This is a genomic window from Thermus parvatiensis, assembly GCF_001535545.1.
Lineage (GTDB): Bacteria > Deinococcota > Deinococci > Deinococcales > Thermaceae > Thermus > Thermus parvatiensis.
The window spans coordinates 848063-860577 of sequence record NZ_CP014141.1; the positions used below are offsets into that span (position 1 = coordinate 848063).

At 69.0% G+C, this 12515-nt stretch carries 13 protein-coding genes and 4 pseudogenes; 10 read left to right on the forward strand and 7 right to left on the reverse strand.

Annotation, left to right across the window (positions count from 1 at the left end; genetic code table 11):
• Positions 1-17: 17 nt before the first annotated feature.
• The 10 genes and pseudogenes from AV541_RS04735 to AV541_RS04780 all read left to right on the forward strand — a co-directional run bounded on the left by AV541_RS04735 (position 18) and on the right by AV541_RS04780 (position 6517).
• A complete protein-coding gene (locus AV541_RS04735; RefSeq protein WP_330938410.1) occupies positions 18-329 on the forward strand; it encodes a HepT-like ribonuclease domain-containing protein in 312 nt (103 codons plus the stop codon).
• Complete coding sequence (gene bshB1, locus AV541_RS04740; RefSeq protein ID WP_060384356.1) at positions 322-1005, forward strand: bacillithiol biosynthesis deacetylase BshB1; 684 nt, start codon at positions 322-324, stop codon at positions 1003-1005. Before AV541_RS04735 ends, bshB1 begins: the two co-directional genes overlap by 8 nt.
• Before the next feature lie 43 nt (positions 1006-1048).
• Complete coding sequence (gene argF / locus AV541_RS04745) at positions 1049-1954, forward strand: ornithine carbamoyltransferase (protein ID WP_060384357.1); 906 nt, start codon at positions 1049-1051, stop codon at positions 1952-1954.
• A 4-nt stretch (positions 1955-1958) separates the two neighbouring features.
• Complete coding sequence (locus tag AV541_RS04750; RefSeq protein WP_060384358.1) at positions 1959-2474, forward strand: Uma2 family endonuclease; 516 nt, start codon at positions 1959-1961, stop codon at positions 2472-2474.
• A 2-nt stretch (positions 2475-2476) separates the two neighbouring features.
• The gene (argC, locus tag AV541_RS04755; protein WP_082709688.1) at positions 2477-3514 is read left to right on the forward strand and encodes an N-acetyl-gamma-glutamyl-phosphate reductase; all 1038 of its coding nucleotides are present in this window, start codon (positions 2477-2479) and stop codon (positions 3512-3514) included.
• Positions 3505-4650, forward strand: a complete 1146-nt coding sequence (argJ, locus tag AV541_RS04760; protein ID WP_060384360.1) for a bifunctional glutamate N-acetyltransferase/amino-acid acetyltransferase ArgJ — start codon at positions 3505-3507, stop codon at positions 4648-4650. Before argC ends, argJ begins: the two co-directional genes overlap by 10 nt.
• A 418-nt stretch (positions 4651-5068) precedes the next feature.
• Positions 5069-5194, forward strand: a complete 126-nt coding sequence (locus tag AV541_RS13050; protein WP_276325514.1) for a hypothetical protein — start codon at positions 5069-5071, stop codon at positions 5192-5194.
• A gap of 22 nt (positions 5195-5216) precedes the next feature.
• Positions 5217-5792 carry a hypothetical protein gene (locus AV541_RS04770; RefSeq protein ID WP_060384361.1) on the forward strand — a complete coding sequence of 192 codons (576 nt, stop codon included), beginning with the start codon at positions 5217-5219 and terminating at the stop codon, positions 5790-5792.
• Positions 5793-5811: 19 nt separating this feature from the next.
• Positions 5812-6084 carry a hypothetical protein gene (locus AV541_RS04775; protein WP_060384362.1) on the forward strand — a complete coding sequence of 91 codons (273 nt, stop codon included), beginning with the start codon at positions 5812-5814 and terminating at the stop codon, positions 6082-6084.
• Positions 6081-6517: pseudogene (locus AV541_RS04780) on the forward strand (DUF420 domain-containing protein). The gene AV541_RS04775 and the pseudogene AV541_RS04780 overlap by 4 nt, the downstream one beginning before the upstream one ends.
• A 120-nt stretch (positions 6518-6637) precedes the next feature.
• Here AV541_RS04780 and AV541_RS04785 read toward each other — a convergent pair.
• From AV541_RS04785 to deoC, 7 genes and pseudogenes are all read right to left on the reverse strand, one after another.
• Positions 6638-7176: pseudogene (locus AV541_RS04785) on the reverse strand (septum site-determining protein MinC).
• Positions 7177-7180: 4 nt separating this feature from the next.
• A pseudogene (locus tag AV541_RS04790) lies at positions 7181-8907 on the reverse strand (penicillin-binding transpeptidase domain-containing protein).
• Entirely contained in the window at positions 8904-9362 is a 459-nt protein-coding gene (gene mreD / locus AV541_RS04795; RefSeq protein WP_060384363.1) for a rod shape-determining protein MreD, read from the reverse strand. Before mreD ends, AV541_RS04790 begins: the two are co-directional and overlap by 4 nt.
• Positions 9363-9372: 10 nt before the next feature.
• Positions 9373-10160 (reverse strand): annotated as a pseudogene (gene mreC, locus AV541_RS04800) (rod shape-determining protein MreC).
• Positions 10157-10720 (reverse strand): Maf family protein, encoded by a 564-nt coding sequence (locus tag AV541_RS04805; RefSeq protein WP_008631240.1) that lies wholly within the window; start codon positions 10718-10720, stop codon positions 10157-10159. Before AV541_RS04805 ends, mreC begins: the two are co-directional and overlap by 4 nt.
• Positions 10696-11829, reverse strand: coding sequence for a phospholipase D-like domain-containing protein (locus AV541_RS04810; protein WP_060384364.1), 1134 nt, complete (start codon positions 11827-11829; stop codon positions 10696-10698). Before AV541_RS04810 ends, AV541_RS04805 begins: the two co-directional genes overlap by 25 nt.
• A complete protein-coding gene (deoC, locus tag AV541_RS04815; protein ID WP_008631230.1) occupies positions 11819-12481 on the reverse strand; it encodes a deoxyribose-phosphate aldolase in 663 nt (220 codons plus the stop codon). The genes AV541_RS04810 and deoC overlap by 11 nt, the downstream gene beginning before the upstream one ends.
• Positions 12482-12515 lie beyond the last annotated feature (34 nt).

Consider the following 12515-nt stretch of genomic DNA (forward strand, 5'->3'; position numbering starts at 1 on the left):
GACTTTTCCTTCGGGACATGCTGGAGGTCTGTGAAAAGGTCATGCGCTATACCGAGGGTCTTGATTTTGACACTTTCGTCCGAAACGAGCTGGTTTACGATGCCGTGCTTCGCAATCTGGAAGTCCTCGGTGAGGCGGCCAAGAAGGTGCCTGATCCGGTCCGGGCCCGCTATCCCTCGGTGGAGTGGCGGGCGATCGCTGGTTTGAGGGACGTTTTAGCCCACGCCTACTTTGCCTTGGACGAGGCTACCCTTTGGGATATCGTGGCCCAGAAGGTGCCCGCGCTCGCGGAGGCGCTTCGGCAGATCTTGGAGGAAGAAGATGCTTGACCTTCTGGTCCTCGCTCCCCACCCCGACGACGGGGAGCTGGGCTGTGGCGGGACCCTGGCTCGGGCCAAGGCGGAGGGGCTTTCCACGGGGATTCTGGACCTCACCCGGGGGGAAATGGGCTCCAAGGGCATCCCGGAGGAGCGGGAGAAGGAGGTGGCCGAGGCGAGCCGGATCCTGGGGCTGGACTTTAGGGGAAACCTTGGGTTTCCCGACGGGGGTCTTGCCGACGTCCCGGAGCAGCGGCTAAAGCTCGCCCAGGCCCTGAGGTGGCTTCGGCCCCGGGTGGTCTTCGCCCCCCTCGAGGCCGACCGCCATCCCGACCACACCGCCGCAAGCCGCCTCGCCGTGGCCGCGGTCCACCTGGCAGGGCTTAAGAAGGCCCCCTTGGAGGGGGAGCCTTTCCGGGTGGAGAGGCTTTTCTTCTACCCGGGGAACCATCCCTTCGCCCCGAGCTTTCTGGTCAAGATCTCCGCCTTCATAGACCAGTGGGAGGCCGCGGTTTTGGCCTATAGGAGCCAGTTTACGGGGGAGGCGGCGAGCGAGACCGTGGGGCCCAAGGGGGTGGAGGCCCGCAAGGCCATGCGCCGCTACTGGGGGAACTATTTGGGGGTGGACTACGCCGAGCCTTTCGTAAGCCCCCTTCCCGTGCTCTACGTGCCCTGGTCCCGGGCCTAAGCCCTTGCATAAGTTTGCGGGCACGGGGTATGCTTAAGGCCTCATGGGGGGAGAGGCCCTGACCCTGCCCAAGGACCTTCTGGACTTTTCCGGCTACGGCCCCAAGGAGCTTCAGGCCCTTCTGGACCTGGCGGAGCGGCTGAAGCGGGAGCGCTACCGGGGGGAGGACCTCAAAGGGAAGGTCCTCGCCCTCCTCTTTGAGAAGCCCTCCTTGCGCACCCGGACGACCCTCGAGGTGGCCATGGTCCACCTGGGGGGGCACGCCGTTTACCTGGACCAGAAGCAGGTGGGCATCGGGGAGAGGGAGCCCGTTAGGGACATCGCCAAGAATCTGGAGCGCTTCGTGGAGGGGATCGCCGCCCGGGTTTACAAGCACGAGACGGTGGAGGCCCTGGCCCGCCACGCCAAGGTCCCCGTGGTGAACGCCCTTTCCGACCGGGCTCATCCCCTTCAGGCCCTCGCCGACCTCCTCACCTTGAAGGAGGCCTTCGGGGGGTGGGAAGGCCTCGAGGTGGCCTGGGTGGGGGACGGGAACAACGTCCTGAACTCCCTCCTGGAGGTGACCCCCCTCGTGGGCCTTCGCATCCGGGTGGCCACCCCTAGGGGCTACGAGCCCGATCCTCAGCTTCTCAAGCGGGCGGACGCTCACTTCACCCACGACCCCAGGGAGGCCGCCTTGGGCGCCCACGCCCTCTATACCGATGTCTGGACCAGCATGGGCCAGGAGGCGGAACGGGAAAGGCGCCTAAGGGACTTCCAGGGCTTCCAGGTGAACGGGGAGCTCCTTGAACTCCTCCACCCCGAGGGCATCTTCCTCCACTGCCTCCCCGCCCACTACGGGGAAGAGGCCACGGAGGAAGCGGTTCACGGGGGAAGGAGCCGGGTCTTTGACCAGGCGGAAAACCGCCTCCACACCGCTAAGGCCGTGCTCCTCACCCTGCTAAAGTAGGGGTATGGTCCGGCCCTACCGCTTTAGCCTGGAGGAGTTCCTGAAGCTTCCCCTTCCCGAGCGGGGGGTGGAGCTTCTGGAGGGAGAGGTCTACCAGATGGCGCCTATAGGTCCTCGGCACGCCTACGCCGTAAACCGTTGGAACCGGGTTTTTTCCAGTCTTCCCGAAGTCCTCGTCCAGGTGCAGGGGCCCCTGGCCCTGCACCTGGACACCTACCTGGAACCGGACCTCGCCCTGCTTCGGCCGGGGGACTACCGCGAGCGCCTACCCCGCCCGGAGGACGTTCTCCTTGTGGTGGAGGTGGCGGACGCGTCCTTGGACTACGACCTCACCAAGAAGGTCCCCCTCTACGCCAAGGCCGGGGTGCCGGAAGTCTGGGTCCAGGACCTCCTAGGGGGAAAGCTCCTCCTCTTCCGCACCCCAGAGGAAGACCACTACCGGGAGCAGATCTGGGTCAAGCCTGGCGAGAAGGTGGCCCCTTTGGCCTTTCCCGAAACCTTCTTGGAGGTGCCGTGGTAAGGGTGGGGATCCTGGGGGCCTCGGGGTACGGGGGGGCCGAGCTCCTTAGGCTCCTCAAGGCCCACCCCGAGGTGGAGCTCGTGGGGTTTTCCAGCCGCAAGTACGAGGGAAGACCCCTGGAGGCCGCCTGGCCCCAGCTTTGGGACGGGAGGCCCTTCGCCGCCCAAGAGGAGGTCCTGGAGCGGGCGGAGGTGGTCTTCCTCGCCCTTCCCAACGGGCTTTCCATGGAGATCGCTCCTGAGGCCCTTAAGGCGGGGAAGCGGGTGGTGGACCTTTCCGGGGACTTCCGCCTGCCCCCCGAGGTCTACGAGGCCTGGTACCGCATCCCCCACAAGAGCCCGGAGCTTTACGCCGAAGCGGTCTACGGCCTCCCCGAGCTCCACCGGGAGGAGCTTAAGGGGGCGAGGCTTGTGGCTAACCCTGGCTGCTACGTGACCGCCGCCACCTTGGCCCTCGCCCCCTTGGCGGCGGAAGGGGTCCTAAAGGGGGCTTTCGTGGTGGGCCTAAGCGGGGTCTCGGGGGCGGGGCGGGAGGCCGAGGGCACCGCCTTTGCCGAGGTCAACGAGAACCTCAAGCCCTACAAGGTGGGGGGCACCCACCGGCACATCCCCGAGATGGAGCGGAACCTGGGGAGGATTTTGGCCCAGGGGCGGCGCGTCCGCACCCACGGGGAGGCGAGGGCGGTGCGGCTTTCCTTCACCCCCCACCTGGTGCCCATGATCCGGGGGATCCTCATCACCGCCGAGGCGGAGGTGGAAGGGGGCTGGGACCAGGAGGCCCTGAATGCCCTTTACCGGGACTTCTACGCCGAGGAGCCTTTCGTGCGGGTGGTGGAGGGGCTTCCCGAGACCAAGGGCACCCTGGGGAGCAACCGGGTGGACGTAAAGCCTCTCTACGAGGAAAGGACGGGGCGGGTTTTGGTCTTCGCCGCTTTGGACAACCTGGTGAAGGGCATGGCGGGGCAGGCAGTGCAGAACCTCAACCTGATGCTGGGCTTTCCCGAGGAGACGGCGCTTCCCAAGGAGGGGCTATGGCCGTGAGGCTTCCTAGGGGCTTTAGGGCGGGGGCCACCCGGGCGGGGATCAAGCCTTCGGGAAGGCCCGACCTCTCCCTTTTGGTGTCCGGCCTCCCTGCCGTCTGGGCCTACGTTGCCACGCAGAACCGGGCGGCTGCGCCTTCCATCCACCGGGGAAGAGCTCTTTACGCCTCGGGGAAGCCCTTGAGGGCCGTGGTGGTGAACGCCGGCAACGCCAACTGCGCTACCGGGGAAAGGGGCTACGAGGACGACCGGCGCATGGCGGAGCTCGCCGCCTTGCGGCTTGGGCTCGCCCCGGAGGAGGTCCTCACCGCCTCCACCGGGGTGATCGGGGTGCCCTTGCCCGTGGAAAAGGTAGAGAAAGGCCTGCCCCAGATTGACCTCGGTCCCTTCGCCGATGCCTTCGCCGAGGCCATCCTCACCACGGACACCCGCCCCAAGGTGGCCGAGGCCGGGGTGGCGGGGGCGAGGATCGTGGGCCTCGCCAAGGGAAGCGGGATGATCCACCCCAACATGGCCACCATGCTCGCCTTCCTGGTCACGGACGCCCTGGTCCCCCAGGAGGCCTTGAGGGCCGGGTGGCGGCGGGTGGTGGAGCGCACCTTCAACCAGGTCACCGTGGACGGGGACACCTCCACCAACGACCTCGCCCTCCTCATGGCCAACGGGGCCTACGGGGAGGTGCCCTTAGGGGCCTTCTTTGAGGGGGTGGAGGCCGTGGCCCAAGAGCTTGCCCGCATGATCGCCCGGGATGGGGAGGGAGCCACCAAGCTCATGACCGTGCGGGTGGTGGGGGCAGGCACGGAGGAGGAGGCGCGGCGGGCGGCGAGGGCCATTGCGGGAAGCGCCCTCTGGAAGAGCGCCCTCTACGGCAACGACCCCAACTGGGGGAGGATCCTGGCCGCCCTCGGCAACTCGGGGGCCCGGTTTGACCCCTTGCGGGTGCGCATCGTTCTCCAGGGGATTCCCCTCTACGAGGGCGGGGTTCTTCCCTTTGACCGGGAGGAGGCGGGCCGGGCCATGCGGGCCGAGGAGGTGGTGGTCCTGGTGGACCTCCGGGAGGGCCAAGGGGCAGGGGAGGCCTATGGCTGCGACCTCACCGAGGACTACGTGCGCATCAACGCCCTTTATACCACTTGAAAGATGGGGGCTATCTCACCTAAACTGCAAAAGACCAGGTTCTCCTGGTGGGAGGTGAAGGTATGGGTCGGTTGAAAGCTTTGGTTGTAGCGGCGCTGTTGGCTCTAGGTGCAGCCTTTGCTCAGGGGCGTTTGTATGGGGAAGCCCTGAGCGGTGGACTTTCCGTAAGCCCAAACTTCGGTCTTTCCCTGGGTCTGAGGGCAGGAGCGGAACAGGTTGCGGGGCCCTTGGGCCTGCGCGGTGAGCTTGGCGTTGTGGCGGGCAGTGGGGTCACTTTGCTATCGCTGGCCGTAGACGCCCTCTACCCCTTGCCTCTGGATCTTGCTCAAAACCTGAAGGTGGATGCTGGCCTGGGGTTAGGGTTGGCCTTGGTCTCCGCGGGGGGAGCTCGGCCACGGACTTCAGCATCCGGGGGCTCTTGGGCCTCGAGGTGCCTCTCCAGGGGGCCTTGGCCGTACGGGTGGAGCCCACCCTGAGCTACTCGTTCAACGCCCAGCAGCTTTCCTTAGGCGTGGCCTTTGGCCCTCGGGTGTACCTGAAGTAAAGAGCAGGGTAGCATGGAGGGGATGCGCTGGCGTCCCCTCCTTTTGCTTTTCCTCCTCTCCGCCTGCGCCCGGCCCGACACCCTGCCGCCCGAGGTGGGCCTCGTCTATCCCCAAGGGGGCGGCGTGGCCCCTGGCCGGAGCCTCCGTGCGGAGGGGTACGCCTTTGACCCCTCCGGGGTGGTCTCCGTCCGGGTCAACGGGCGGGAGGTCCTCGAGGCCCCCTCCCGGGGCAAGCCCCTGGTGGCCTTCCGCTTCCGCCTGGAGGCCCCCTCCTCGGGCACGGCGGAGATCGTCCTCGAGGCCGAGGACGGGGTGGGCAACCGGGCGACGCGGCGGGTCGCCTTCACCCTGGACAACGATCCCCCGAGGATCCAACTGGAGCGCACCGAGCGCCTGGAAGGGGGGCTCGTCCGGGTCTACGGGCGGGTGGAGGACAACGTGGGGGTGGAACGGGTGGTGCTTTTGGAGAAGGGGCGCTACCTGCCCCTTTCCTTGCCCAAGGGCACCTCGGTCCCCTTCGCCGTGGTGGCCTCGCCGGGGAGCGTCCTCATCGCCGTGGACGCCGCGGAAAACCGCGCTAGCCGGAGGCTGCCCTAGGTGGTAAACTGCCCCGGCGATGGGGATCGCGGGTTCCCTCGAGGACCTGGCCCGGGCCCTCCGCGGCACGCCCCCCGAGGCCCGGAACCTCTCCCGGCTACAGGAGATCGCGAAGCTTTTGGAGCGGTTCCCCCCGGGGCGGGAGCGGGACGGCCTTCTGGCCGTGGCCTACCTTCGGCTTTTCCAGGTGGTGAAAAGGCAGGAGTACCTTTTCCGCGGGTACAGCTACGCCCGCACGGCCCGGGTGGAGGAGGTCCGGGCCTTGGCGGAGCGGCTTTGGGAGGAAAGGTGAAGGAGCTGCTTGGACTCTTGGCGGTGTGGAGCATCGCCCTTTCGGGGGCGGGGGTGGTGGTGGGCGTGGCCCTCATCCGGCGGGGAGAGCGGGTCTGGCACCACCGGGTGATGCTTTTGGCCACCGCTTTGGCCGCCCTCTTCCTCGTCTTCTACCTGGCCAAGTGGGGGCTTTACGGGACCACGGCCTACGGGGGGCCGGAGGCCTGGCGGGGGCCTACTACCTCCTCCTCTTTACCCACACCCTCCTCGCCGCCGTGAACGGCCCCCTGGCCCTCTACGTCATCTGGCGCGCCCTTCGGGGGGAGTTCGCCCTCCACAGGCGTTGGGCCCGGATCCTCGTTCCCGTCTGGCTCTACGTCGCCCTCTCGGGCTGGGCCATCTACCTGGTGCTCAAGCGCTACGGCGTGGCGCAGGAAGGGATCGCCTTCTAACCCCACCCCGTGCCGGCTTGGGCCAGCGCGGGGGAGGGGTCTTCCCGCACTCCCCGCGAAGCCGAGGCGCGGAGGCTTGAGCGCCTGCCCCTGGGTCTTCCTGGAGCGTCCCGGCCAGGGCTAGGGAAGGGGCTTCCTCCCCCAGGGCTCCACGACGATCCGGCCCTCGAGGGCCCGCACCACCTCGGGCCCTAGGCCTTCCTCGGCCTCCTCCGGGGCCTGGGCCAGGTGGGGGCCAATGCGCACCTGTTTGGCCCGAAGCTCCAGGGCGAAGATGAAGCGCTCCTCGTCCCCCAAGGCCCCGGCGTGGGCCAGGCCCATGAGGCGGCCTACCACGATCACGTCCCCGCCCGCCATCACCTCGGCCCCGGGGTTCACGTCCCCGAGGATGACCACGGTGCCGGGGTACTCCACCCGCTGCCCGGCCCGGAGGCCCCGGGGCACCACCAAGGTGCCCTCCACCACCCGTCCCCGCGGGGGACGAGGGTGAGGGGCCTTCCCAGGGCGAGGAGGGCCTCCAGGGTCTCCTGGGCAACGGGCCCCGCCACCTCCACCTCCAGGGGAAGTCCCTCGGGCAGGCTTAAGCGGCGCACCTCCTCGGGCGTCTCCCCACCGTCTAGGCGGAGGGCCAGGGCCTTGGGCGTGGCGCGTAGGCGCATGGCGCTATTTTACCCCCCAGTAGGCGGCCATCACCTTGCGGACTGCCGGCAAGGCGACCCGGCTTCCTTCACCGCCGTTCTCAAAGAAAGCCACGACCACCAAAGGCGGATAGGGGCCTCCATCGGTGGGGCCGTAGCCCATGTACCAGGCGTGCTCCAGGCCGCGGCGCTTTCCCGGGGTTTCGGCGGTGCCCGTTTTGCCCCCCGTGGGCACGGGGAACTCCCCCAGGACGAAGCGGGCGGTTCCCTCGCTCACCGTCTTGCGCAAACCCTCCTGGAGGACCTTCCAGTACCGGCCGGGGACCTTTTCCCACCGGGGCTGGACGGGAACGCCCCCGATGGCCTTCACCAGGTGAAGGGTGGGCTTGTTTCCCCCGGTGGCGATGGTGGCGAGCATGCGGGCGATCTGGGCGGGGGTGGCGAGGACGGCTCCCTGGCCGATGGCCACGGAGAGGGTTTCCCCGGGGTACCAGGGTTCGCCCAGGGCCTCCCGCTTCCAGGTCCGGGTGGGGAGGAGGCCCGTCTTCTCCGCCACCTCGAGCCCCGTGGGCTCGCCCAGGCCCAAAAGCCGGGCCCGCCTCGCCAGGCGGTCCACGAAGCCCAGGGGGTCCTGGGCCACCGCCTGGTAGTACCAGGTGTTGCAGCTCCAAGCGATGGCCTCCCGGACCGTCATGGGGCCCATGTCCCAGCTTGCCCAGTTGCGCCGCACCTGCCCGCCGAAGACGATGTAGGGGCTGCAGCGGTAGGTGGTCGCCGGGGTCACGTACCCCTCCTCGAGAAGGGCGTAGCTCGTGGCCAGCTTGAAGGTGGACCCTGGGGTGTAGGGCTGGACCGCCCGGTTGAGGAGGGGGAGGTTCTTGTCCTCAAGAAGGGCTTTCGCCTCCTCCGGGACGGGGCGCTTGGCGAAGAGGTTGGGGTCAAAGGAAGGGGCGCTGGCCATGGCCAGGACCTCCCCCGTGGTGGGGTCCAGGGCCACGATGGCCCCTTTCACCTGCTTTTCCTCGGGCAGGCCGTTCAGCCTTCTCCCGGCGTTGATGTCGGCGAGGGCCTCTTCCAGGGCCTTTTCTGCGGCCCGCTGGAGGGCGAGGTCTAGGGTGAGGACCACGTCCTGCCCTGGGGTGGGCTCCTCCAGGACGGTCTCCCGGAGCCTTTCCCCCCGGACGTTCACCTCCACCGCCCTAACCCCCCGCTTGCCCCGGAGGTAGGGCTCGAGTGCGGCCTCGAGGCCCGCCTGCCCCACCTCCTCCTCGGGGCTGTACCCCTGCTTTACCTGGGCAGCGTTCGCCCGGAGAACGTACCCCATGACGGGGCCGGAGATGGGGTTCGGGTAGTAGCGCTCAATCCTTTCCCGGAGGTAGAGGTTCTTCTGCCCGGCGGTGAGCTCCTCCAGGGTGGGCCTTAGGGCCTCGGGGACGCCGGCTTTCAGGACCGTGGGCTCCGCAACCTGGGGGAGGTCTTCTAGGCCCAGGAGGGGGAGGAGCCTCTCCTTGAAGGCCACCTCCCCCCGGTGTAGACGAGGTCCACCACCAGCCGGTCCTGGGCCAGGACCCGCCCTTTCCGGTCCAGGATCTTGCCCCGGGGGGCGGGGATGTCCTCGGTCTTCAGGTAGTTTCCCTGGCTTCGCAGGGCGTAGCGCTCGTACTCCAGGACCTGGAGCTGCCACGCCCGAAGCCCGAGGAGGAAGAGGGCCAGGGCGAAGAACAAGGCCAGGGCGTGGATCCTCCCGGTCATGCCTTCGGTTCCTCCCGCGCCTTGGGCCTAAGGGGCCAGAAGAAGGCCAGGGAGAGGAGGCCCTCCCCGAGGGGAAGCCAGGGGAGGAGGGCGGGCAGGTCCAGGCGGAGCCAGTAGGCCACGAGGAAGTAGCCGAACCACTTCCCGAGGAAGGCCAGGGCGAAGGCGGCGAGGGCTCCGGCGGGGCTTCCCAGGTCCAGGTAGCGGGCCGCCCCGTAGTAGGCGTAGACGGCGAGGAGGAGGCCCACGGCATGGAGGCCGAGGAGGCCGAAGCCCAGAAGGTCTTGGAGGAGCCCCACGAGGAAGGCTAGGGCGAGGCCGAGGAGAGGAGGCCTCGAGGCGGCAAGCCAAAGGGCGTAGACCAGGAAGAGGTCCGGGGCGGGCCAGCCCTCGGGGAGGAGGGCCTGGAGGAGGCCCGAAAGGAAGAGGAGGAGGACCAGGTAGACCAAGGCCACGGCGCCACCTCTAGAGGGGCCTCAGGACCACCACCTCCTCCAGGAGGGAGAGGTCCACCAGGGGCCTGGCCCAGGCCCGCACCTTGAGGCCGCCTTGGGCCCGTTCCACCCGTTCCACCCGGCCCACGGGGATCCCGTCCGGGAAGAGGCCCAAGGTGGCCCCGGTGAGGAGGAGGTCCCCCGGCGCCACCGCCACCGTGGGGGGAAACTCGGCCACGAGAAGCCCCGGGGGGGCGCCCCGGGCCACGCCCCGGCCCGGCTTCTCCCCCACCCGGACCCCCACCCGGCTTTCCGGGTCCAGGAGGGTGCGCACCAGGGCGCGGTGCGCCTCCACCTCCACCACCAGGCCCACGAGGCCCTGGGGGGCGGTCACGGGCATCCCGGGGCGGAGGCCGTCCTGGCTCCCCAGGCCGAGGACCAGCCTGCGGTAGAGGCCGGAGGCGTCCTCGGCCACCACGGGGGCCACGGCCACCACCCCGGGGGCCTGGCCCGCCTTCACCTCCAGGGCCCGGGCGAGCCGGGCCACCTCCAGCCGGAGCCGGGCGTTTTCCGTGGTGAGGCGGGCCACCTCCTCCTTGAGCCTTTGGTTCTCCGCCAGGAGGTCCTGCCGCGCGGAGAGGGCGCTCCAGGCGGCCCGGAGGTTCTGGCCCAGGCGGTGGCCGAGGTGGAGGGGAAGGCGGTGAGGGGGGAGAAGGAGAGGGCGAAGCCCGGGGCCAGGGGGCGGGTGAGGGCGGCGAGGGCGAGGCCCAGGGCGAGGAGGAGGGCGAAGAGGAGGCGGGAAAGGAGGCTTTCCCTCACGGCCTGAACCCCCGTTCCCAGAGGAGGGCGAAGACCCGGGAGACAGGGAGGCCCACCACGGTGTAGAAGTCCCCCTCCACCCGCTCCAAAAGGGCCATGCCGAGCCCCTGGGCCCCGTAGCCCCCCGCCTTGTCCAGGCCCTCGCCGCTTCCCACGTACCAGGCGATCTCCTCCTCGGAAAGTGGCCGGAAGAAGACCTTGGCCGTGTGCACCTCCTCCACCACCTCCTTTGGGGTGCGGAGGTAAAAGGCGGTGTGCACCAGGTGGGGCCTGCCCGAGAGGCGCCTTAGGAAGAGGCGGTTCTCCTCCGGGTCCTTGGGCTTGCCCAGGACCTCCCCGTCCAGGTCCACCACCGTGTCCGCGGCCAGGACCCATTCCCCCTGCACGGCCTCCCCCTTGCGCCGGGCCAGGGCCTGGGCCAGGGCCTTGGGGGGGAGGGGGAGGTCCTCTTCCTCCACCCCGGGGACCGCGACCCGGATGGGGTAGCCGAGGGCCTCGAGGAGGGCTTTCCGCCTGGGGCTTCCCGAGGCCAGGATCAGAGGGGGCTTCCCGCTTCCCAAAGCCTTAGCACCTCCTTCCGGTAGCGCTCCGCCAGGCTCGGGCTTTTGAGCACGAGGAGGTTCTCGTTGTTCACCCCGTAGGCCCGGGCGGAGAAGTTGTAGCTCCCGGTGACCACGTAGGTGCCGTCCAGGACCATGACCTTGTGGTGCATGGTGTAGGGGTTGGCGTCCTGGCGCACGGGGACGCCCGCCCTAAGGAGGTCCTCCTCCCGGCTGTCCCCCAGGTTGCGGCTTTCCAAAAGGATCCGGACGGAAAGACCCCGGCCGTGGGCTTCCTTCAGGGCCTCCACCAGTTCCCGGTCCGTGAGGACGAAGGCCGCCACCAGGACCTCCCTTCGGGCTTGGGCGAGGCGTTCCAGGATGGCCTTCCGGGCAAGCTCCCCTCCTTTGGGGCTGAAGTAGGCCACCCCTTCCACCCCTTCCAGGGCGAAGGCCACAGGCTGGCCCAGGCCCCGCTTTTCGCCCCCAAAAAGGGCGGAGAACTCCCGGGCGTACCCTTGGGCCAGGGTGGGGGAGGGGAGGAGGAGGCTGTTTTCGTTGTTACGGGCGAAGGCGTTCCAGGTCATGTTGGTGCTTCCCGTCCAGACGGCCTTCCCGTCCACCACCAGAAACTTGTGGTGCATGAACCCTTCTCCCTCGTCGTAGCAGATGGGGATGCCCACGATTTCCTCGCAGTCCACGGAGAGGGGTCTGACCCTTTCCCGGAGTTGGGCGAGCCGGACGCGGGGGGGTTCTTTTTCCTGGCCCAAAGAGGCCGCCACCAGGTAGCGGCGGAAGTCCTCCCGGTAGTCGCTTTCCCCATAGAGCCGCACCCTCACCCCCCGCGCCTTGGCCCGGAGGAGGCCCTGGGCGATCTCCAGGTCGCGGAACTCGTAGAAGGCCCCTTCCAGGCTTTCCCGGGCCCCGTCCATGAGGGCGAGGAGGCGGGCCTTGGCCCGTTGCCCTTCCTCCGGCATGAAGTAGACCTCAGCCGAGCCCACCTCCGGGGGGGCCGGGGCGGGGCCGGGCCGGAGCTCCTGGAAGAGCCAGACCAGGAAGAGGACCAAAAGGAGGAGGTAGCCGGGAAGCCCGGCGATGGTCTTCCTGCCCCGGCGCCTCCTAGTACCCAAGGCCCCCTCCTTCCCCCGTCACCAGGGCCACGCCGCTGGAGGTCCCGAGGCGGCTCGCCCCGGCCTCTAGCATCCTCAAGGCGGTTTCCCGGTCCCGGATGCCCCCCGCCGCCTTCACCTGGGCCCGGCCTTGGGCTACCCGCACGAGGAGCTCCACGTCCTCGAGGCTCGCCCCCCGGGGGCCGAAGCCCGTGGAGGTCTTGAGGAAGTCCGCCCCGCCCCGGATGGCGGCCTCGGCCAGGCGGGCGGTCTCCTCCGGGGAGAAGTACCCCGTTTCCAGGATCACCTTGAGCACCGCCTTGGGGACGGCCTCCCGCACGGCCCGCACCTCGGCCTCCACGTAGTCCAGGTCCCCCGCCTTGGCCCGGCCCAGGTGGAGGACCATGTCCACCTCGTCCGCCCCCCGGGCGCAGGCGAGGGCCGCTTCCAGGGCCTTCACCTCCTTCTCCTGGTAGCCCAGGGGGAAGCCCACCACCGTCACCAGGCGGAAGGGCGCGTGGGGGTAGCGGGCCCGCACCCAGGCCACGTAGGAAGGGGGGATGCAGAGGCCATAGAAGCCGTATTCCAGCGCCTCCTCCGCCGCCTTCGCCACCTCCTCGGGGGTGGCCGTGGGCTTGAGGAGGGTGTGGTCAATGTAGGGGGCGAGGTCCATACCCTGCCATCATACCGAGGCCCCGTGATAGGAT

Excerpts from the sequence above, each read along its gene's own strand:
- AV541_RS04735 (WP_330938410.1), top strand. The coding sequence starts at position 18 with ATGCTGGAGGTCTGTGAAAAGGTCATGCGCTATACCGAGGGTCTTGAT.
- bshB1 (WP_060384356.1), top strand. The coding sequence starts at position 322 with ATGCTTGACCTTCTGGTCCTCGCTCCCCACCCCGACGACGGGGAGCTG.
- argF (WP_060384357.1), top strand. The coding sequence starts at position 1,049 with ATGGGGGGAGAGGCCCTGACCCTGCCCAAGGACCTTCTGGACTTTTCC.
- AV541_RS04750 (WP_060384358.1), top strand. The coding sequence starts at position 1,959 with ATGGTCCGGCCCTACCGCTTTAGCCTGGAGGAGTTCCTGAAGCTTCCC.
- argJ (WP_060384360.1), top strand. The coding sequence starts at position 3,505 with ATGGCCGTGAGGCTTCCTAGGGGCTTTAGGGCGGGGGCCACCCGGGCG.
- AV541_RS04770 (WP_060384361.1), top strand. The coding sequence starts at position 5,217 with ATGCGCTGGCGTCCCCTCCTTTTGCTTTTCCTCCTCTCCGCCTGCGCC.
- AV541_RS04775 (WP_060384362.1), top strand. The coding sequence starts at position 5,812 with ATGGGGATCGCGGGTTCCCTCGAGGACCTGGCCCGGGCCCTCCGCGGC.
- deoC (WP_008631230.1), bottom strand. The coding sequence starts at position 12,481 with ATGGACCTCGCCCCCTACATTGACCACACCCTCCTCAAGCCCACGGCC.